This is a genomic window from Amycolatopsis sp. NPDC005003 (genome assembly GCF_053600695.1).
The window spans coordinates 1-19,227 of the sequence record NZ_JBSGAI010000089.1; the positions used below are offsets into that span (position 1 = coordinate 1).

Sequence of the window (19,227 nt, forward strand, 5' to 3'; positions counted from 1 at the left end):
TAGTGCAGCCATTCCTGCGAAATCAGCCACGGGAACGGCATCCCGAGCACCCCACGCGCCTTCGGCGCCGGCCAGCCCAGCGCGTAGATCTGGACCGCCTGCACGATGTGCTCGGCCCAGTGGGCGATCACGATCACCATGAACACCGCGAGCGCGCGGTGGTGCCACCGGCTGTTGAGCTCGGTCAGAAAGGCCGGTCGTGCCAGGTTGCCGGACGTCATGGTCGCTCCCCTGAGTCGTCGCGCCCGCAGCGGACAGGCCGGCGGACAGCCGTCCGCTTGACTTAAGTAATCGATACTAATTAACGTGAGGCTGAGGTCAAGAGACCAAGCGAGGGGAGCTCGCGGTGCCCACGCGTACCGGCCGGACCGTCGATCCGTCCTTCACCGAGCTGCCACTGGCGGATCTCGCCGACGCCGCGCTGGACCGGGCCCGTGTTCTCGGCGCCACGCACGCTTCTCTTCGCGTCGACCGGACGCGGACCGCGCAGTCCTTGACCCACAACGGAAAACCCCGGGCCGATCGGGACGTGACGACGACCGGGCTGTCGGTCCGGGTCGCCCGAGCCGGTGCGTGGGGCTTCGCCGGCACCTCCGCTCTCACGCCGGCCGCGGCGGCCGAGGCGGCCGAGGACGCGATGACCATCGCGAACGCGTGCCTGGCACTGGGCTCCGACTCCGGGCAGCCGAGCGAGGAACCCGTCCATCCCGGCGAAACCTGGCTGTCGGAGTTCCGGCTCGACCCGCTGGCCGTGCCGGCGGCGGAGCGGTTCGCGACGCTCGCCGACTGGTCCGCGCCGCTGCTCGACGCGGCCGAGGTCCAGCAAGTGCTGGGCAAGCTCGTGGTGACCAAGGAGCACAAGTTCTACGCCGACCTGGCCGGTACGGTCACCACCCAGCAACGCGTCCGGGTCCATCCTCAGCTCCTGGTGGCCGGCTTCGGCGCCGGCACCTTCGCCACCCTGCGCACCCTGGGGCCACCTGCCGCGCGGGGCTGGGAATACGTCGGCGGCGAAGGGTGGGACTGGGCCGGGGAACTCGCGCGGCTGCCCGAACAGCTGGCGGAAAAATGCCGCGCCGAACCCGTCCGCCCCGGCCACCTCGACCTGGTGCTCGACCCGTCCCAGCTCTGGCTGACCATCCACGAGTCCGTGGGCCACGCGACAGAGCTGGACCGGGCCCTGGGACATGAAGCCGCGTACGCCGGAACCACCTTCGCCGCGCCGGACGATCTCGGCCGGCTCCGCTTCGGCTCACCGCTCATGCAGGTCGTCGCCGACCGGACGACACCGCACGCACTGGCCACCGTCGGATTCGACGACGAGGGCGTGGCCGCGCAGTCGTGGCCGCTCGTCGAAGACGGCGTGCTGACGGGCTTCCAGCTGGACCGGCGCACCGCGGCCGTGCTCGGCGCCCGCTCCAACGGCTGTGCCTACGCCAGCACCGGCACCGACCTGCCACTGCAGCGGATGCCGAACGTCTCGCTGCGGCCGGGCACCGACGACACCGACACCGCGAGTCTCATCTCCGACGTCACGGACGGCGTCTACCTGGTCGGCTCGGACAGCTTCTCGATCGACTCGCGCCGGGACAACTTCCAGTTCTCCGCCCAGCGCGCCTACCGGATCCACCACGGGCGGCTGTGCGGCCAGCTGGCCGGCCTCGCCTACCAAGCCAGGACCCTCGAGTTCTGGGCGGCGCTGGCCGGGCTCGGCGGCCCGGGCACCTACGGCGTCTTCGGCGCCGACCTGTGCGGGAAAGGACAGCCGGTCCAGGCGGCCGCGACCAGCCATGGCTGCCCCAGTGCGCTGTTCCGCGGGATCCGCGTCCTCGACACGGCGAATCGATGAGCGCGGAGGACTGGGCCGAACTGGCCCTGTCGGCCTGCCGCGACGCCGACGGCTGCGTGGCGATCGCGGACGACACGTCGGTCACGCACCTGCGGTGGGCGGGCAACCGTCCGACGACGAGCGGGCGCACCCGTACGGAGAGCCTCACGGTCATCGCCGTCGCGGACGGCGCCACCGGCGCCGCGACGGCCAACGGCGGGCTGGACGCCGCAACGGTCACCCGGCTCGTCCGCGCGGCCGAACACGCCGCCGCTCAGGCGATTCGCGCCGAGCGGCCCCGGACGCTGCGCGCACCGGCCGGCGGCAACGGCCGGGGTTGCGGCCCCCTCGCCGCAACCGAGACACCGTTCGGGCACTTCGTCGCGGATCTCGCGCGGGCTTTCGAGGACGCACGCGGAACCGGGCACCTGCTCTACGGCTACGCCGAGCACCGGGTGCTCACCACCTGCCTGGCGACTTCGACCGGGCTGCGCCTGCACCACAGCCGCCCGGCCGGGTTGCTGGACCTCACCGCGAAGACGGCAGACCGCACGGCGTCCGCGTGGTGCGGCCACGTGGTCGGCGACTTCGCCGAGGCCGACCCCGAAGCAACCGTCCGGCACCTGCGCGAACGCCTTTCCTGGGCGCGCCGGCAGGTCCCCCTACGCCCGGGGCGGTACGAGGTGCTGCTACCCCCGTCCGCGACCGCCGACCTGATGCTGCACCTCTACGAGGCCGCGACCGCCCAGGAGGCGGTCGACGGCGGATCGGTGTTCAGCGGCCCGGCCGGCGGCACCCGCATCGGTGAACGGCTCACCGGCGCCCGCCTGACGCTCTACAGCGACCCCGCCGAACCCGGTCTGGAATGCGTGCCGTTCACGGTGGCGAAAGCGTCCGGCGCGACGGCGTCGGTCTTCGACAACGGGTTCCCGCTCTCCCGCACCGATTGGATCACCGACGGCGTGCTCACCGCTCTCGTCGACCCCGGCCGGACGCCCGAGATCGGCAACCTGGTCCTCACCGGAGGTTCCGCCGACGGGCTCGACGCGCTGATCGCCCGCACCCAGCGCGGCCTGCTGCTGACTTCCCTGTGGTACCTGCGCGACGTCGACCCGCGGACGCTGCTGCTGACCGGACTCACCCGTGATGGCGTGTACCTGGTCGAAAACGGCGAAGTGACCGGCGCGGTGCCCGACTTCCGGTTCAACGAGAGCCCCGTCGACGTGCTCGGGCGCGTCACCGAGACCGGGTGTACCGAGCGCGCGCTGCCCCGGGAGTGGGCCGACGCCCGAGCCCGGACGGCCATGCCCGCTCTGCGGGTCGCCGACTTCGGTGTCTCTTCCCCCAGCAGCTCATGACCGCCGGGGCGTTCGTCGCCGCCCTGCCGAAGGTGGAGCTGCACGTCCACCTGCTCGGCTCGGCCGACCTGGCCACGGTCGCCGAACTCGCGGCGCGGCACCCGGGTCGTGGCGTGCCGCGCGACCTCGCCGCGCTCGAACGCTTCTGCGCCTTCACCGGCTTCGCCCACTTCCTCGAGGTCTACACCGCGGTCAACCGGCTCGTGACGGCCGGGGCCGACCTGCTGACGCTCGTCACCGGCCTTCGGCGCGAGTTCGCCCGCAACCGGGTGCGGTACGCCGAAGTCACCGTCACGCCGTTGTCGCACCTGAAATCCGGGATGGCGCCCGAGGAGATCGCTGAGGCGCTGGACGAAGGGCGGGCGCGAGCGGCCTGTGCCGGCATCGACATCGCGTGGATCTTCGATGCCTCCGGCGACGACGGCCCGGACGGCGCCGAGGCCGCTCTCGACTGGGTGCTGCGGCACCAGCCGGCCGGGACGGTGGGGTTCGGCCTGGGCGGCCCGGAGGCCGGGGTACCCCGGCGGCTGTTCCGGGACGTGTTCCGGCGAGCGCGCGCGGCCGGACTGCGCAGCGTGCCCCACGCCGGCGAGACGACGGGGCCCGAGGAGGTGCGCTCGGCGGTCGTGGACCTGCGCGCCGACCGCATCGGGCACGGCATCGGGTGCGTGCGCGACCCCTGGCTCACCGCGGAGCTCTCCGAGCGTGGAATCACCCTCGAGATCTGCCCGACGTCGAACCTGCGCACCCGGGCGGTCGCCGGCCTCGCGGCCCACCCGCTGCCCGCGCTCCTGGCCGCCGGCGTGCCGGTGACGCTCGGCAGCGACGACCCGGGGCTGTTCGGCTGCAGCCTGAACGGCGAATACCGGCTTTGCCGGGACGAGTTCGGGCTCACCGAAGCGGAACTGCGCTCGCTGGCCCGCGCCGGCGCGCGAGCCGCGTTCTGCCCGCCGGCCACCCGGGAGGCGCTGCTGCGTGAGATCGACTCCACCAGAACAGTACATTAACGTATAGTCAGTTCACCTCGACCGGAGCAGGAACGGGGAGCCCATGACACGCACCGGCCCCGGCGCGGACACCGTCGCCATCGCCGCCGAACCGCCTGCGCAGGACCGGCTCGGCTCGCTCGAGGCGCTCCTCGGTGCCCCGCGGGGGAGGCCGGTGCTCGACTTCGGCTGCGCCGACCCGGCGATCGCGGCCCACCTCGCCCGGCACGGCCGGTACGTGGGCCTGGCCGACGGGGAGTCTTCGCGTGCGGCGGTGCTGGCGGAGCTGGACGGCCACCCCGCCGACGTGCGCACCACGGACCTCGACCGCTGGGCCGGCCACGACCTCGGCACTTTCGACGTCGTGTACGCCGGCACGCCCGGGCACGTCGGCAACCTCGCGCGAGTGCTCGAAACCTTCCACCACCACCTCGTCCCGGCCGGCCGCCTGGTGTGTGCGCTGGACCATCCCCTGGCCACCGCGGGTACCGCGGGCTACTTCGCCGAGGGACCACGCCCGGGCCATCGCCGCCGGGGCGGGCGGACCGCCCACCACCGCCGGTTCGAGACGTGGATCCGCGAACTGCGGTACTGCGGCTTCCAGCTGACCGAAGCCGTCGAAGGGCCCGACGGCGACGACGGCGCGCCCTGGCTCGCGTTCCGCTGCGTGCGCACGCCGTGACCGCCGACCAGGTGGTCCGCGGCTACCTCCGGCTCGGACTGCGCCTGGGCCGGCTGGTCGAGGGATTCGTCGATTGCTGGTTCGGCGATCCCGCGCTGGCCGCGCAAGTGGCCGCCGAGCCGGTGCCGGTGCCCGCCGAGCTGGCCGCCGACGCGCGCGAGCTGCGCCGACGACTGCACGACAGCGAACTCGGCGAGCCGCGCGCCACGTTCCTCGACGCCCAGCTGCGGGCGCTCGCCTGCGTCGCCGACCGGCTGGCGGGTCGCGAGCTGTCGTTCCCGGCCGAGATCGAGGCCTACTTCGGCGTCCGGATCGAGCTCGCCGACCCCGACGTCTACCTGGCCGCACACGACGAGATCCGGCAGGTGCTGCCGGGGCCGGGCAGCCCCGCGGCCCGGCTGGCGGCCTTCCACGAGCGCGACCGCATGCCGGCCGCCCTCCTCGAACCGGCCGCCGCGGCGCTGGCCGGCCAGCTGCGGGACGCCTTCCGGGACCGGTTCACCCTTGCCGAGGCCGACGAGGTCCGCTTCGAAGCCGTCACCGACCGGCCGTGGAACGCGTTCAACCGGTACCACGGCGGATTCCACTCGACGATCTCGCTCAACACGGACGCCGGGCACGGCTGCTCCGCGCTGCCCCACCTGGTCACGCACGAGGCCTATCCGGGTCACCACGCCGACCACTGCGTCAAGGAGCAGCTGCTGGTCCGCGACCGCGGCGAGACCGAGCACACCCTGTCGCTGGTCAACACGCCGCAGTGCCTCGTCGCCGAGGGCATCGGAGAACGGGCGCTGGCCGCGGCCTACCCGGACGGCTGGGGCCGGCCGGTCGCCGCCGTGCTGGACCGCTTCGGGCCGGCGTTCGACGGGGACCTGGCCGAACGGCTGCTGCCGGTTACCGCGCGGCTCCTGCCGGCCCGCCAGGACGCGGCGCTGCTGCTGCACGACCGCCACACCGACGCCGAAGACGTCGTCGCGTTCCTGCGCCGCACGATGCTGGTCACCGAGGCTCGTGCCCGGCACATGGTGCGGTTCCTGCAGGACCCGCTGTGGCGGGCCTACACGGTGACCTACATCGAAGGCTCCCGGCTGGTCGGGGCCTGGCTGGCCGCGCGAGACCCCGGGGAGAGCGTCGCCGACCGGTTCGCGCGGTTGCTGCGTGAGCCGCTGCTGCCGGCTCAGCTGGCCGCCGAAGCGGCCGGCTGAGCCGGCAACGGTTTCAGGAAGCCAGTTCCGCGGTGATCTTGATCAGCGCGTCGATCGTGTAGTCGACCTCGTCCCGGCTGTTGTAGAGGTGCGGGGCGAGCCGGACGGCGAACCGCTCCGCGGGGTGATCGCGCTCCGGGAAGAAGGTGAACCGGAGGTTGACCCCGTACTCCTCCTCCATCCGCTCCTCCAGCCGGACGAACTTGGCCAGGTCGGCAGCGTCGGCGGGGTCGCGGAACGGCTGGAAGGCCACCATGCCCGAGTGCAGGCGCTCGTCGTCGAGCGGGCTGAAGAGGGACTCGCGGCCCCAGTGCTCGGCGACGCGTTCCTTGGCGTGGCGGCACAACCCGAACACGTACCGCTGGATGTTCTCCCGGCCGATGCGGTCCCAGATCTCGCAGACCGCCTGCAGCGCGGGGCCCCGGGAGAGGTCGGACGAGCCCGTCTTCTGCACGTACGTGCCGATGTCGTAGGTGGGCTCGCGATCGGTCGTGCGCGGCGGCAGCTCGCCCTCGATCGGGTACCAGAGCGAGATCACCGGCCAGAACGCGGGCAGTGGCCGGGGGTTGTACTCGGGCAGGACCTTGTTGCGCGCGTAGAGGATCCCCGTTCCGAGCGGGCCGCACTGGTACTTCGACCCCGAGCCGCTCAGGAAGTCCACGCCCAGCTCGTGCAGGTCGAAGTCGAACTGCCCGGGCAGGTGCGCGCCGTCCACCACCGAGATCAGCCCGTGCCGCTGAGCGAGCTCCGCCAGCCGCCGGGTCGGGAAGGTGGTTCCCACGGTGAAGGTGACTGCCGCCCACTGCAGCACCTTGGTCCGGCTGGTGATGGCGTTCTCGAACATCGCCACGATCTCGTCGGCATCCTGGTCGGGTCCCAGCCGCGGGGTGAGCTTCCTGATCTCGACTCCCCGGCGATTGTGCAACGCGTTGAGCGGCGCCTGCATCGTGTAGCACTCGTGGTCGGTGGTGACGACCTCGTCGCCTTCGCCCAGCTCGAGCCCGTTGAGGATGCGGGCGTTCCCGTCGGTGGCGCCCTGCACGATGGCCAGTTCGTCGGGGTCGCACCCATAGGAACGGGCGAGCACCGACCGGGCGGCGAGCTGGGTGGTCGGCGGGTACGGGTCGCGCGGGCGGCGGGCGTAGTCGTAGTCGGTCGTCCGCAGCAGCTCCAGCACCGGCCGCGGAACCGAGCCGACCGTGCCGACGTTGAGGTGGACCAGCTTCGGATCGATGGTGAACAGTTCCCGCACCTTCGCCCAGTTCGCCGGGTCCTCCAGCGGGCCGCCCGGGACGTCCACGACGGGCATGGCGACCGCCGGGCTGCGGTCGCCACCGCCGCCGCCCTGTGCCGCTGCTTCGGTACGTTCCCTGGCCAAGGCGACGACGGCCGATTCGTTGCTCTCCACGGCGTTCATTCCCTCCTCGCGCGGCCGCCGGCCACGCGCGACGTGCCGATTCGGTCAGGGGCGGGCCAGCGCGTCCCGGGCGGCCGCGAGGTGTGCCGGGGTGGTCCCGCAGCAGCCACCGAGGATGTCCGGCCGGTGTTCCGCCTGCCACTTGGCCACCAGCTCGCCGAACTCGGCCGGGGTCAGAGCCTCGGGGAGCGTCCGGTCGACGTGGGTCCGCGGCGGGATCCTGGACCGGTTCTCGAGGTTCGGGTACGCCCCGATCCTGCCCCGGCACGTGGCGCGCAGGACGGCCAGGCAGGTTCCGGTGTCGGCCGGCGTCGTGCAGTTGACCAGCACGGCCTCCGCGCCGGCGTCCTCGGCCGCCCGGGCCGCCGCGGCGAGGCTCTCGCCGGAAAGCAGCCGGTCTCCCTCGCACACGAACCCGGCCCAGGCCCGGCCGCCTGCGGCGCGCACCGCATCGACCGCGATCACCGCCTCCCGGACGGTGTTCATCGTCTCGACGAGCACGAGGTCGACCCGGGCCCGCCGCAGTTCGACAGCCAGCCAGCGGTGTTCCTCGCGCAGCTCGTCGTCGCCGGGCACGAGGTCCGGCCGGTAGCAGTCTTCCACCGGTGCCATCGACCCGGCGACGAGCGGGGTGCCCGCGCCGCCGGCCTCCGTGCGCGCGGCCAGCGCGACGCCGACCGCGGCGTGCACCATCCAGGCGAGCCCGGCCGCGTCCAGCCCCGCCGCCCGCAGCGCGCGGAGGTTGCAGCGGAAGGTGTTGGCGGTGATCACGTCCGCGCCGGCGGCGAGGAACGCGACGTGCAGGCCCCGGAGGACGGACCGGCGTGCCTCGTTCAGCACCGCGCGCGTGGTCCACCACGGCGCCGTCAGCGGGACACCGGTGGCTCGCAACCCCGTGGCGAGCCCGCCGTCGAGCAGGGTGGTGGTCGGCGGTTCGGTCATGAACGTCCGTCCTTTCCGGACTCGCCGCGGAGGGCCGCGGTCAGGTCGGCGGCCAGATCCGCCGGGTCTTCGATCCCGATCGACAGCCGGACCAGGCTGTCGGTGATGCCGAGCCGGGCGCGGATCTCCGGCGGCACCGGCCGGTGCGTCATCGACGCCGGCAGCTCGATCAGGGAACGCACGCCGCCGAGGCTGACCGCGCAGGTGAACACTTCGACGCGGTCGAGGAGCTTGGCCGGGTCGCCGAGGTAGTCGAACGAGAGCATCGAACCCGGCGCCGTCATCTGCCGCGCCGCCAGCTCGTGGCCGGGATGGGTGGGCAGGCCCGGGTAGCGGACCGCCCCGACCGTCGGCTCCCGGCCCAGCAGATCGGCCAGGAAGGCCGCGGTTTCGACCTGACGGCGGGTGCGTACCGCGAGCGTCTTCAGCCCGCGGTGTACCAGGAAGCAGTCGAACGCGCCGGGGACCGCGCCGGTCGCGCCGCGATGGGCCAGGAACCGTTCGTGCAGTTCGGCGCGGTCGTACACCAGCGCGCCGCCGAGCACGTCCAGGTGCCCGGCCGCGGCCTTGGTGGTGCTGTAGAGGGAGACGTCCGCGCCGAGCCGCAACGGCTGCTGCAGCGCCGGGCCCGCCAGGGTGTTGTCCACCAGGACGGGCACTCCCGCGCGCCGCGCCCGCCGGACGACGGCCTCGACGTCGACGAGCTTCAGCATCGGGTTGCTGGGCGTTTCCAGCCACACCAGGGAGAAATCGCCGAACCGGAGCCCGGCGAGCACCTCGGGATCGGCGAGGTCGGCGTACTCGACGTCGACGCCTGTCCCCCGCAGCTGGGTGAACAGCTCGTGGGTGCCACCGTAGACGTCGTCGGAGCACAGCACCCGGCCCGACGGGGCGAGGACCAGCAGCGCGGCGGCGGCCGCGGCCTGCCCCGACGCGTACACGGTCGCCGCCTGCGCGTCTTCCAGCGACGCCAGGCAGCGCTCCAGGTTCTCCCGGGTCGGGTTCTCGGTGCGGGAATAGAAGTACCGCAACGGGTCCTGCACGCCCCGCTCGTAAGTGCTCGCGAGGTGCAGCGGTGGCACCACTCCGCCGACGCCGGGTTCCGGCTCCTGGCCGACGTGCACCAGGCGCGTGTCGAACCTCATGGCGCCACCGCGCGCACGCACCACGTCGTCGCGGGGACCTCGACCCGGCCGTCCGGTATCCGGAACCGGGCCGCCGCCGCGGCGAACGCCGCCCACACCGCGTCCCGCTCGGCCGGTGACCGCGCGGCGAGCAACCGCACCATGCCCGGGGGCAGGATGTCGCGGGCGAACTCCGCGAAGGCCGGAACGGAGTCCAGCTCGAACGTCACCGCCAGCTCGGTCACCGTGACGTCGGCGAACCCCGCCGCCGCGAACTCGGCCGCGGTCCGCGCGGGGTCGGCCATCGCGAAGGGACCCGGTCCCGGCGGCGGCCCGGACGGCGAGAACCGTTCCGCGATGACCGCGAAGGCGAGCGAAATCACCGGGACCAGCTCGGGCCGGCCCCAGACCGCCGCCGCGAGCACGCCGGACGGCCGCAGCAGCCGGGCCGCCGCGCGCAGCGTCGCCACCCGGTCCGCCGCGAAGCCCAGCGCCCACCGGCTCAGCACGACGTCGAAGGATCGCGCGGGCAGTGCCATCGTTTCGACGTCGCCGACCGCGAAGTCGGCGGGGACGCCGGGCGCGCTCCGGGCGCGGGCCGCCGCGACCATCACCGGCGAGAGGTCGATCCCGAGGACCGAGCCCGCCGGTCCGACCCGCGCCGCCGCCGTCAGCGCCGGTTCGCCGAGACCCGTGCCGATGTCGAGCACGCTCTGCCCGGCCCGGACGCCGCCGAGCTCCAGCAGCCGCTCGGTGACCGGTGCGGCCCCCCGTTCGAACGCCGCCGACCAGCGTTGCCAGCCGGGGCTGACCGCGTCCCAGATCGCCCGCTGGTCCCGGCGCGTGGTCACCGGGTCCGGCACCACCTCGCGCGTCACAGGAACCGCTCTCCGGGGTGCTCGGCCGTCCACTCGCCGGGCGACAGCGTGTCCAGCGCCTCCGCGACCCGCTCGAGATCGGCTTCGGTGTTGTAGACGGCGAACGAAAGCCGGATCGTGCCGAGCAGGTCCAGGCTGTCGAGGAACGTGCTGGCGCAGTGCACCCCGCAGCGCACGGCCACACCGTTCGCGTCCAGGTGCCCGCCGACGTCGTAGGGGTGGATGCCGTCGACGGCGAAGGAGACGATGCCGCTCGGCGCGGCCGCGGGGTCGCCGACCACCCGGACCCGGTCGAAGCCGCCGAGCATCCGCACGGCTTCGCGCACGAGCACGGCATTGTGCTCTTCGACGGCGTCCCAGCCGAGCTCGGCCACGTAGTCGAGCGCGGTGGCGAGCCCGACGGCGCCCGCGACGTTCGGTGTCCCGGCCTCCAGCCGCGCCGGTACGGGGACGTAGGCCACCGGCGCCGCGAGCGACACACCCTTCACCGTGCCCCCGCCGACCTGGTACGGCGCCAGGTCGTGCAGCCACTCACGAGTGCCGTAGAGCACGCCGACGCCCATCGGCCCGTACACCTTGTGGGCGGAGAAGCAGTAGAAGTCGGCGCCGAGCGCGCGAACGTCGACCGCGCGGTGGGGCACGGCCTGCGCGCCGTCGACGACGAGCGGGACACCGGCGCGGTGCGCCACGTCCGCCATCGCCCGCACCGGGTTGACCGTGCCGAGCACATTGGACACTTCGGTGCAGGCGGCGAGCCGCGTGCGCGGCCCGAACGCCGCCGACCAGTCCGCCTCGGCGACCGAGCCGGCCGCGGTCACCGGGACGACGACCAGCTCCGCGCCCGCGCGTTCGCACAGGCGGCGCCACGGCAGCAGATTCGAGTTGTGCTCCATGCCGGTGACGACCACCTGGTCGCCCGCACCCACGAGCCGCGGGCCCAGCGTGTCCGCCACCAGGTTCACCGACGCCGTCGTGCCCGCGGTGAAGACCACCTCGTCGTCGTGACCGGCACCGATCATCTCCGCGACCTTGGCCCGCGCCTGGTCGTAGCAGGCGGAGGCGGCCATGGCGAGACTGTGGTGGCCGCGCCCGACATTGCTGTTCACCGTGCCGTAGAACGCGGTCATCGCGTCGAGGACGACCCTCGGCTTCTGCGTCGTCGCGGCGTTGTCGAGGTAGGCGAGGTCGACCCGACCGAAGATCGGGAAGTCGGCCTTGACCGCGGCGGTCAGCGGCCGGGACGTCGTCCGGGTCATGCGCGCTCCTGGGAGGACGGGCGCACCGCGAACATGCGCCGGAATTCGGTCAGGTACCGGGCGTCGTAGGGGAAGACCTTCTGCTCCGCGTACGGCCAGGTCCGGCGGGGCGGGTCGCCGCGGCGGTGCGGCCCGTAGAAGTACCAGGCGACCTGGCCGATCTGCTCGGTGAACAGCGCCGGGTGTGCCTCGGCGGAGAAGACCTGCATGTGGCAGTAGGCCGCCTTGAACTCGCCGCGCGGGCCGAAGCCGTGTCCCGGCAGGACGTGCCCGAACACGTCGTGGACCACGCGGAAGACGTCGTTGTGGGTGAAGTCGACGCCGTGCGCGACGATCCCCGAACGGCCGAGCATCGGGTGCCCGGCCCGCTGCGGGCCCGGGCCGTGACCGTCTCGCGTGAGGAAGACGTGCAGCACACCCGTCCCGCGGACCCCAGCGATCAGCTCGGCCGAGTCGCGGTACGGCTGGCCGCCGCCGATCCACGGCCGGACCTCCAGTCCCGCGTCCCGCAGGGCCAGGTACTGCTGCCGGCTCTCGCGGATCAGCCGGTCGTACGAGCCGGCCAGCGCGGGGTCGTCGACGTGGTGCGGTGCGTGCTCGAACACGTCCGCGACCTCCCGGCAGTACGCCTCGTCGAAGCGGACCGTGATGTCCCCGAACGCCTCGGCGGGTACGGCGGGCGCTCCGCCCGCGGCCGGGTGGAGCGCCCGGTAGCGCTCGGCCACCCGGGCGAAGTCCGGCGCCCGCACGCGTTCTTCCCAGGCCATCCCCGCCCCCGATCGCGGCACGTTCAGAACATCGTGTCAGTGACTATACATTTTAGGACTATCTACTCCAACTTCCCCCGAATGGCCATGATCCCTCGGGTTTCACTTCTCTATCGTATAGCGCTTGTCGCGCGTAGGGGGCTAAAGTTGGCGCCGGACCAGACCAGCACCAGTCCGCGCGGAAGGTGGCTGAACGATGACCAGCACCACACCTCGTCCCGTCACGGCACCCCGAGCCGCCGGCACCCGCGGCGAACCCCGGTACGGCGGCACCCTGCGCTTGACCGGGCCGGGCGGGGTGGACCACATCGACACCGCGAGCGCCTACTACGCGACGTCGGCGCAGATCCTGCGGGCGTTGTCCCGGCATCTGTTCGCCTACCCGGCGACCGACGACCTCTCGGACGCCGCCGACTCCTTCACCCCCGCCCCCGACCTCGCCGCCGAACTGCCCACCCGCGAGAACGGCGGGATCAGCGAGGACGGGCTCACCTACACCGTCCGGCTGCACCGCGGCGTGCTCTGGGACTCCACGCCCCCGCGGGAAGTGACCGCGCACGACGTCGTCCGCGGCCTGAAGCGGCTGCCGAACCCGGTGTCCGGCGCCGGCGCGCTGCACTACTTCACCAGCACGATCGAAGGCATGCAGGAGTACTGCGACGCCTACCGCACGGCCTTCGAGAACGTCGAGCCGACCGCGGCCGCGCTCGCGGCGTTCCAGGACGGCCACGAGATCCGCGGCGTCCGCGCCGCCGACGACCACACGCTGGTGTTCACACTGCGCCGCCCGGCCAACGACTTCCTCAACATCCTCGCCACCGGGTTCACCGCACCGGCGCCGGCCGAGTACGACGCCTACCTACCCGACAGCATGGAGTTCCGGCGGAACCTGCTGTCCTGCGCGCCCTACCGGCTCACCCGCTACGCCGACGGCGGCACCGCCATCTCGATGGAACGCAACCCCGTCTGGCGCAAGGAAACCGACTTCATCCGCAACCAGTACGTCGACCGGGTCGAAATCACCGTCGCGGCCGAGCCGATCGCCGAAACGCAGGCCAAGATGGACGCGGGCGAGATCGACCTGGCCTGGTCCTACACGGCGGTCTCGTGGGCGCGGCCCAAGACCGGCCAGGACGCCGCACCGCGCAGCTACCCCGGCTTCGCGCTCAACCCGTACCTGGTGTTCAACCTGCGCAGCCCGAACCAAGGCGGCGCGATGAGCGTGCTGAAGGTCCGCCAGGCCATCGCCTACTCCGTGGACAAGGTCGCGATCGGCGAGATCCTCGACGTGCTCGACGCGCCGAACCAGCCGCTGCACTCGGTGATCCCGGTGGGAAGCATCGGGCACCGCGAGTTCAACCCCTACCCGACCCCCGGCGATCGAGGCGACCTGGAGAAGGCCCGCGCGCTCCTGGTCGAAGCGGGCTACGGCGACGGGCTGACCCTGATCGCCGCGGTCCGCAAGATCGGCATCCACCTCAAGGTGATGGAGGTCGTGGCGGCCAACCTCGCGAAGATCGGCATCACCCTCGACTACCGCAGCTTCAGCCAGGCCGAGTACTACGGGTCCGCGCTGTCGGACCCCGAGGCGGGCCGGGCCGGGGCGTGGGACATCGCGGAACCCGGCTTCACGCCGGACTGGTTCGGCAACAACGGCCGGGTGATCGTGCAGCCGCTGTTCCAGACCAACGACGCGCCGGGGACGACGAACTACGGCGGGTACAGCAGCCCGATCGTCGACGACCTGATCGACCGCGCGCTGTCCGAAGCCGACCCGGCCGCCGCCGAAGAGCTGTGGCACCAGGTCGACGTCGAGGTGATGAAGGACCTGCCGATCGTGCCGATCCTGTCCTTCGCCGCGATGACCTCGCGCTACCACGGGAGCCGGGTCCGCAACGCGGTGCACGTGCCGCAGATCGAGTTCTTCGACATCACCAACCTCTGGCTCGACCCGGTCGACTGAACGGACCGCCGGCGGTGGCGGATATCTCCGCCACCGCCGGGTCAGCCCCGCGGCGTTCCGAAGAGGCCGAGCATCAGCTGCGGCCGCGCCGCCTGCTGGAAGTCCAGGCCGGGGTCGAGGTCGCGGATCGTCCCCTCGATCACCAGCAGCGAGAGCAACGGGAAGATCAGCTCCGCGGCGGCGTGCACCCCGTGCCGGCGCTGCAGGTCGAACATCTCCGTGGCGAAGCCGATCAGGCTGAACTCCCGGGCCGGCAAGCCGTGGCACCGCTCGACCAGGTCCGCCATCCGGACGGTGAACCCCTCGACGTCGGCGTCCGGATCCAGCCGGGCCGAGCTTTCGATGACGACCTCCGCCGCGCGCCTGCCGCGGCCGATGGACATGTTCATGAAGAACTCCGCGAACAGCCGGCGCAGGCGCTCGGTGAGCTGCACGCTGAATCCGGCGTCGAGGACGACGACCTGCGCGCCGTCGGTGAAGTACAGGTTCCCGGGGTGCATGTCGCAGTGGACGAACCCGTCGACGAAGAGCATCTGGTACATCGCGGCGATGCCGGACGCGGCGAACCGCCGCCGGGTCACGGCCGGGCTGCCCTCGGCCGTGCCCATCGTCAGCCCCGGGATGAACTCCATGACGATGCAAGCCGGACGGCAGGCGCCGGGGTGCACCTTCGGCACCCAGACCCGCGGGACGACGGCGAGGTTGGCCCGGAGCCGCCGGAGGTTGGCGGCCTCGCGTTCGAAGTCGAGCTGCCCGAGCACGGCGTCGCACATCGCATCCACCACCTCGGTCACCGGCACGCCGCGGAACACCGGCAGCCGGGCCGCCAGGCCGGCGCCCGCACGGACCAGCGCCAGGTCCCGCCGCATGACGCGGTCGATCCCCGGCCGGCGCAGCTTCACCGCGACGTCCTCGCCGGAGCGCAGGCGGGCCCGGTACACCGACGCGACGCTGCCGCTGGCGACCGGCCGGGTGTCCAGCTCGGCGAAGACGTCGTCGCGGCAGCCGGCGTAGGCATCGGCCAGCGCGGCCGCGGTCTCGGCCGGGCTCATCGGCGTCACGGAGTCCTGCAGCGTGGACAGCGCGTCGCAGAACCCGGCCGGCAGGACGTCACGACGGGTTCCGAGCACCTGCCCCGCCTTGACGAACGCCGGGCCGAGCAGCATCAGCAACGCCGTGCAGCGGTGGTAGAGGTACCGGCGCGCGGCCGGTCGCCCACCCACGGTCGCGCGGGCCAGCGCGCCGGTGGCCGCGGTCACCAGCACCACCGCGGTCAGGCCCAGCACCTGCACCGCGCGCACGACCAGACCGGCTCGGTGACGCAGCCGCACCGTCATTCTCACCTCCGGGCCCGGGAGCCGGCGGTCGTCAGGCGCCGCTGATCCCGGGCACCTCGATCGCCCGCAGCTGCAGGGTGGTGTAGTCGCAGTACCAGATCCGGCTGCCGTCCCAGGTGAGCCCGGTCGGGTTGCCGGCGACGTCGAAACAGGCGACCTCCCGCCGCCGCCGGATGTCCACCAGGTAGATGGTGCCGCCGCGGTAGTCGGCGTAGGCGAGGTAGCTGTCGGAAACCGTCAGCCCGGCGACCGGGTGGCTGACCGGGATCCGGTCGATCAGCTCCCAGTCGTCGGCGCTGCGCAGCTCGATCACGCGCGGCTTCTCGTACCCGAACCACACCCCGTGCGACGTCGCCTCGAGCCCGCAAAGGACCCCGTCGGGACGGGGATTGGGCAGCTCCGCGATGAATTCGCCGGTGGCGGGGTCGATGACCTTCAGCGCGCGGCGGTCGCCGACCACCTGCACCAGGTGGCCGCCGACGGTGGTCAGGTCGGTGCGGACCTCGGGGCAGGCGATGCGCCGGTCCACGGCGCCGGTCGACGGGTCGAGCGCCATGATCTGGCTCGACACCGCTTCGGAGAACCAGAGGTATTCACCGGACCAGGTCAGCCCGCAGAGCTTGAGCGCGCGCACCGGGATGTCCCGCACCGTGCCCACGGAGATCGGCATCACGGCCTCCCCTGCGCCCGGGCGATCCCGCAGTCCAGCCGCCACTCCGTCGCGACCCGCGAGGCCGGGCCCCGCCCGGGGGACCGCAGGCGCGCTTCGACCTCGTCGCCGGGCCCGACGCGGGTGTGCCGCAGCGGCCAAACCCAGACCGCCCAGTTGCAGCCGGGGTAGGACGGGAAGTTGGCCAGGCTCGTCCCGGCGGCGAGATCGGCCGTGAAGTAGCCGATGATCGCGTGCAGCGTGCCGTCGCGGACGATCGGCAGCCGGGTCGCGGCGGCGGGCGGCCAGGCGGTTTCCCGTTCGCCGGCCCGGACGTCGTAGACCGCGACCGGCTCGGACAGCAGCCGCGGCGGCCGTTGGAAGAAGTGGAGCTGAGCCTGGGGTTCCGCCGCGTCGAGCACGGATTCGAGGCGGTAGCCGAAGAAGTCCGTGTCCCAGATCCCCCACCCTTCGGCGTCGAACTCCACCGCCCGCAGGAAAGTACGCAGTCTCTCCGGGACGAGCACGCCACCCGGGCGGAGGTTCCGCCGGGCGAACGCGGACAGCGCCGGCAGCATCCCCTCTTCGGGCCCCAGGTTGCCCATCAGCTCGGACACCACGACGTCGCAGCGCGACGGCAGCCGGGCCACCCGCGCGTCGCCCTCGACGAGGGTGATCCGTCCTTTGAGGTCGTTCGCCCGGACGATGCCCGCCGCGACCTCGGCCAGCTGCGGGTCGGCCTCGACCGCGTAGACGTGCTCCGCGCCGTGGCGCAGGGCGAGCAAGGACAGCGCGAGCGTGCCGGACCCGACGTCGGCGACGACGTCGCCGGGACCGACGGCCTGCTCGAGCGCGCGGTCGTAAGCGCGCAGCCGGGGACGGTCCGCGAGCATCATCTGGTGCATCAGCAACAGTCGCTTGTCCATCCCCGCCTCCGGCCGGGGCACCCGTGCCGGGCGTCGCTTTCCGCTGCCCGGCAAGGGTTTCGCTGCCCCATCGGTGTTCGTGGTTCGGTGGGAAGACGCCCGGGCGGCCGGTCGGCGACGGCGGCCGCCCGGGGCCGTCAGACGTTGACGGCGGCGTGCTCGCCGACGAACGCGTCGCGCATGACCAGTTCCACGCCCGTGAGCCGCGCGCGGACCTCGTCCCCGGTGGTGACCAGTGCCGTGTCCACGCCGTTGCTGCGCAGCGTGGTCCCGGTGGCCTCCATGTCGTTCAGCTTCCCGCTCACGTGCAACGGGTTGGTGGCGTACAGCGTGACCTCGGGGGTCACCAGCTCGAACTCGGTGTCGACGTGCAGCTCGCTCGGGAAGCGCACCTGGCTCAGGCTTTCTTCGGTGCCCTCGCCGAGCGATCCGCCGGAGGGACGCGGCCAGCTGACCCGCAGCATGACCCGGCCGCCGAGCGCGTCGCAGTGCCCGGAAACCGCGATCCGGGAGAACTGGGCCAGTACGCCGGGACCGTCGTCGTGCTTGTCCGGCCCGAACAGCAGGACCTCGACGCCGGCGGCCTTCTTGTAGTCGCCGGACAGCTCGATCGTGTGCGTCTTGCCGCCGACCTCGACCTTGGCGGCGCCTTCGAGCGAGACCTGCATGATCATCGACGGGTCGACCAGCATCGACATGCACGGCCCGGCGCTCGGCAGGAAGAACATGCTCGGCGTGATGCCCACGGGTTCGTTGTCGTCGTTGGCCGGGTACCAGGCTTCGGGCAGCGTCGTGCCGCGCACGACGTTCGGGGCCTGCATGACGTCGAACGGGCCGTCGCCGCGCGGCTTGCCCAGGTACGGGCCCGTCAGCGGCTTCTTGAACGGCGGCACGTTGTCGACGACACCGTAGATGTCGATGACGTTGCGGTGCGCGAGCCGCAGCGTGCTGGACTCGAGGATGCCGAACCGGCGGATGTAGAACTCGGCGGGGAAGTTCTTGCCGGGCACGATCTGGCGCACGTGGCCGCTGTTGGGCAGGAACGGGTTCGACAGGACCTGGATGCGGTCGTCGAGCTCGTAGCTGTAGCCCTTGATGCCGACCTCGGGCGCGCTGATCAGCTCGGTCTGGAACTCGGCGTAGCCCCGTTCGTCCACGCTGTGTTCGAAGCCGGGCATCGGCCACTTGTTCAGCTGGACGAAGCCCGAGAGGTTGATCGTCTCCCGGCGCCCGGCGTAGTAGTCCTCACCGAAGGCCACCGTGGCCGCGGCCAGGATGTGCGGGCGGATCGGCTTCGGCTCCAGGTTCAGTGATTCGTAGGTCTCCTTCAGAGAACTCAATCCAGACACCTCCAGCGTCTGTACGGGTTCGTGATGAGCTGTCCGATGCCTAAGGCGACCGGGCGCGGGAGCTTGACCGCTCCTCACCTGGTTACTATATGTTTTTAAAGCTTTAAGTCAATGCGTACGGCCCACCGGAGGAGGCCTTCGACCAGGAGAACCACCCGAATGCGCAGGAGCCGCCCCGGCGGCGAGCTGTGCCGGGGCGGCTCCTGCGAGCCCGGCGCTCAGCCGGCCGGGACGACCACCGGGCGGTCCGCACCCCGGAAGGTGAGCTCGGCGGCGGCGAGCGCTTCCCCTTCCTCGGGGTTGCCGCTCCAGCCCTCGACGTCGACCAGGATGATCTGGCCGGGCTCGACCTCGCCGAAGAGGATCTTCTCCGACAGCTGGTCCTCGATCTCGCGCTGGATCGTGCGGCGCAGCGGCCGCGCACCCAGCACCGGGTCGAAGCCGCGCTTGGCCAGCAGCGACTTCGCCTTCGCGGTGAGCTCCAGCTCCATGTCCTTGGCCTTGAGCTGGGTCTCGACCCGGCCGATCATCAAATCGACCATCTGGATGATCTGTTCCTG

The 19,227-nt window shown here is 72.4% G+C and carries 16 protein-coding genes and 2 pseudogenes; 6 read left to right on the forward strand and 12 right to left on the reverse strand.

Annotation, left to right across the window (positions count from 1 at the left end):
• Positions 1-221: pseudogene (locus ACWED2_RS47075) on the reverse strand (hypothetical protein); the annotation flags it as partial.
• Positions 222-346: 125 nt separating this feature from the next.
• On the opposite strand from ACWED2_RS47075, the gene ACWED2_RS47080 reads away from it, so the two are divergent.
• Genes ACWED2_RS47080 through ACWED2_RS47100 form a run of 5 tightly spaced genes read left to right on the forward strand, consistent with a single transcriptional unit; the run spans position 347 to position 6,059 of the window.
• Positions 347-1,849: a TldD/PmbA family protein gene (locus ACWED2_RS47080; protein WP_449697005.1), complete on the forward strand. Its 1,503-nt coding sequence runs from the start codon at positions 347-349 to the stop codon at positions 1,847-1,849.
• Complete coding sequence (locus tag ACWED2_RS47085) at positions 1,846-3,186, forward strand: metallopeptidase TldD-related protein (RefSeq protein ID WP_449697006.1); 1,341 nt, start codon at positions 1,846-1,848, stop codon at positions 3,184-3,186. The genes ACWED2_RS47080 and ACWED2_RS47085 overlap by 4 nt, the downstream gene beginning before the upstream one ends.
• Positions 3,183-4,193 (forward strand): adenosine deaminase, encoded by a 1,011-nt coding sequence (gene add / locus ACWED2_RS47090; RefSeq protein WP_449697007.1) that lies wholly within the window; start codon positions 3,183-3,185, stop codon positions 4,191-4,193. The genes ACWED2_RS47085 and add overlap by 4 nt, the downstream gene beginning before the upstream one ends.
• A 43-nt stretch (positions 4,194-4,236) precedes the next feature.
• Entirely contained in the window at positions 4,237-4,854 is a 618-nt protein-coding gene (locus ACWED2_RS47095; RefSeq protein WP_449697008.1) for a class I SAM-dependent methyltransferase, read from the forward strand.
• A complete protein-coding gene (locus ACWED2_RS47100) occupies positions 4,851-6,059 on the forward strand; it encodes a DUF885 domain-containing protein (RefSeq protein ID WP_449697009.1) in 1,209 nt (402 codons plus the stop codon). The genes ACWED2_RS47095 and ACWED2_RS47100 overlap by 4 nt, the downstream gene beginning before the upstream one ends.
• Positions 6,060-6,072: 13 nt before the next feature.
• Here the strand turns inward: ACWED2_RS47100 and ACWED2_RS47105 are convergent, their stop codons facing one another.
• Genes ACWED2_RS47105 through ACWED2_RS47130 form a run of 6 tightly spaced genes read right to left on the reverse strand, consistent with a single transcriptional unit; the run spans position 6,073 to position 12,443 of the window.
• Entirely contained in the window at positions 6,073-7,467 is a 1,395-nt protein-coding gene (locus ACWED2_RS47105) for an aminotransferase class V-fold PLP-dependent enzyme (RefSeq protein WP_449697010.1), read from the reverse strand.
• Between the two features lie 54 nt (positions 7,468-7,521).
• Positions 7,522-8,418, reverse strand: coding sequence for a homocysteine S-methyltransferase family protein (locus ACWED2_RS47110; protein ID WP_449697011.1), 897 nt, complete (start codon positions 8,416-8,418; stop codon positions 7,522-7,524).
• Positions 8,415-9,563 carry a trans-sulfuration enzyme family protein gene (locus tag ACWED2_RS47115; protein WP_449697012.1) on the reverse strand — a complete coding sequence of 383 codons (1,149 nt, stop codon included), beginning with the start codon at positions 9,561-9,563 and terminating at the stop codon, positions 8,415-8,417. The genes ACWED2_RS47110 and ACWED2_RS47115 overlap by 4 nt, the downstream gene beginning before the upstream one ends.
• Entirely contained in the window at positions 9,560-10,420 is an 861-nt protein-coding gene (locus ACWED2_RS47120) for a class I SAM-dependent methyltransferase (protein ID WP_449697013.1), read from the reverse strand. Before ACWED2_RS47120 ends, ACWED2_RS47115 begins: the two co-directional genes overlap by 4 nt.
• Positions 10,417-11,676, reverse strand: coding sequence for an aminotransferase class V-fold PLP-dependent enzyme (locus ACWED2_RS47125; protein WP_449697014.1), 1,260 nt, complete (start codon positions 11,674-11,676; stop codon positions 10,417-10,419). The genes ACWED2_RS47120 and ACWED2_RS47125 overlap by 4 nt, the downstream gene beginning before the upstream one ends.
• Positions 11,673-12,443: a crotonobetainyl-CoA--carnitine CoA-transferase gene (locus tag ACWED2_RS47130; protein WP_449697015.1), complete on the reverse strand. Its 771-nt coding sequence runs from the start codon at positions 12,441-12,443 to the stop codon at positions 11,673-11,675. Before ACWED2_RS47130 ends, ACWED2_RS47125 begins: the two co-directional genes overlap by 4 nt.
• 196 nt (positions 12,444-12,639) lie before the next feature.
• Between ACWED2_RS47130 and ACWED2_RS47135 the strand changes: the two genes are divergently transcribed.
• The gene (locus ACWED2_RS47135; RefSeq protein ID WP_449697016.1) at positions 12,640-14,406 is read left to right on the forward strand and encodes an ABC transporter substrate-binding protein; all 1,767 of its coding nucleotides are present in this window, start codon (positions 12,640-12,642) and stop codon (positions 14,404-14,406) included.
• Between the two features lie 41 nt (positions 14,407-14,447).
• On the opposite strand, the gene ACWED2_RS47140 is transcribed toward ACWED2_RS47135, so the two are convergent.
• The 5 genes and pseudogenes from ACWED2_RS47140 to ACWED2_RS47160 form a co-directional block, all read right to left on the reverse strand.
• Positions 14,448-15,743 (reverse strand): ABC1 kinase family protein, encoded by a 1,296-nt coding sequence (locus tag ACWED2_RS47140; protein WP_449697018.1) that lies wholly within the window; start codon positions 15,741-15,743, stop codon positions 14,448-14,450.
• Between the two features lie 31 nt (positions 15,744-15,774).
• Positions 15,775-16,413 carry a hypothetical protein gene (locus ACWED2_RS47145; RefSeq protein ID WP_449697019.1) on the reverse strand — a complete coding sequence of 213 codons (639 nt, stop codon included), beginning with the start codon at positions 16,411-16,413 and terminating at the stop codon, positions 15,775-15,777.
• Positions 16,413-17,318, reverse strand: coding sequence for a methyltransferase domain-containing protein (locus ACWED2_RS47150; protein ID WP_449697020.1), 906 nt, complete (start codon positions 17,316-17,318; stop codon positions 16,413-16,415). Before ACWED2_RS47150 ends, ACWED2_RS47145 begins: the two co-directional genes overlap by 1 nt.
• 137 nt (positions 17,319-17,455) lie before the next feature.
• Positions 17,456-18,658: a DUF6004 family protein gene (locus ACWED2_RS47155; RefSeq protein WP_449697021.1), complete on the reverse strand. Its 1,203-nt coding sequence runs from the start codon at positions 18,656-18,658 to the stop codon at positions 17,456-17,458.
• A 227-nt stretch (positions 18,659-18,885) separates the two neighbouring features.
• A pseudogene (locus ACWED2_RS47160) lies at positions 18,886-19,227 on the reverse strand (NDP-hexose 4-ketoreductase); the annotation flags it as partial.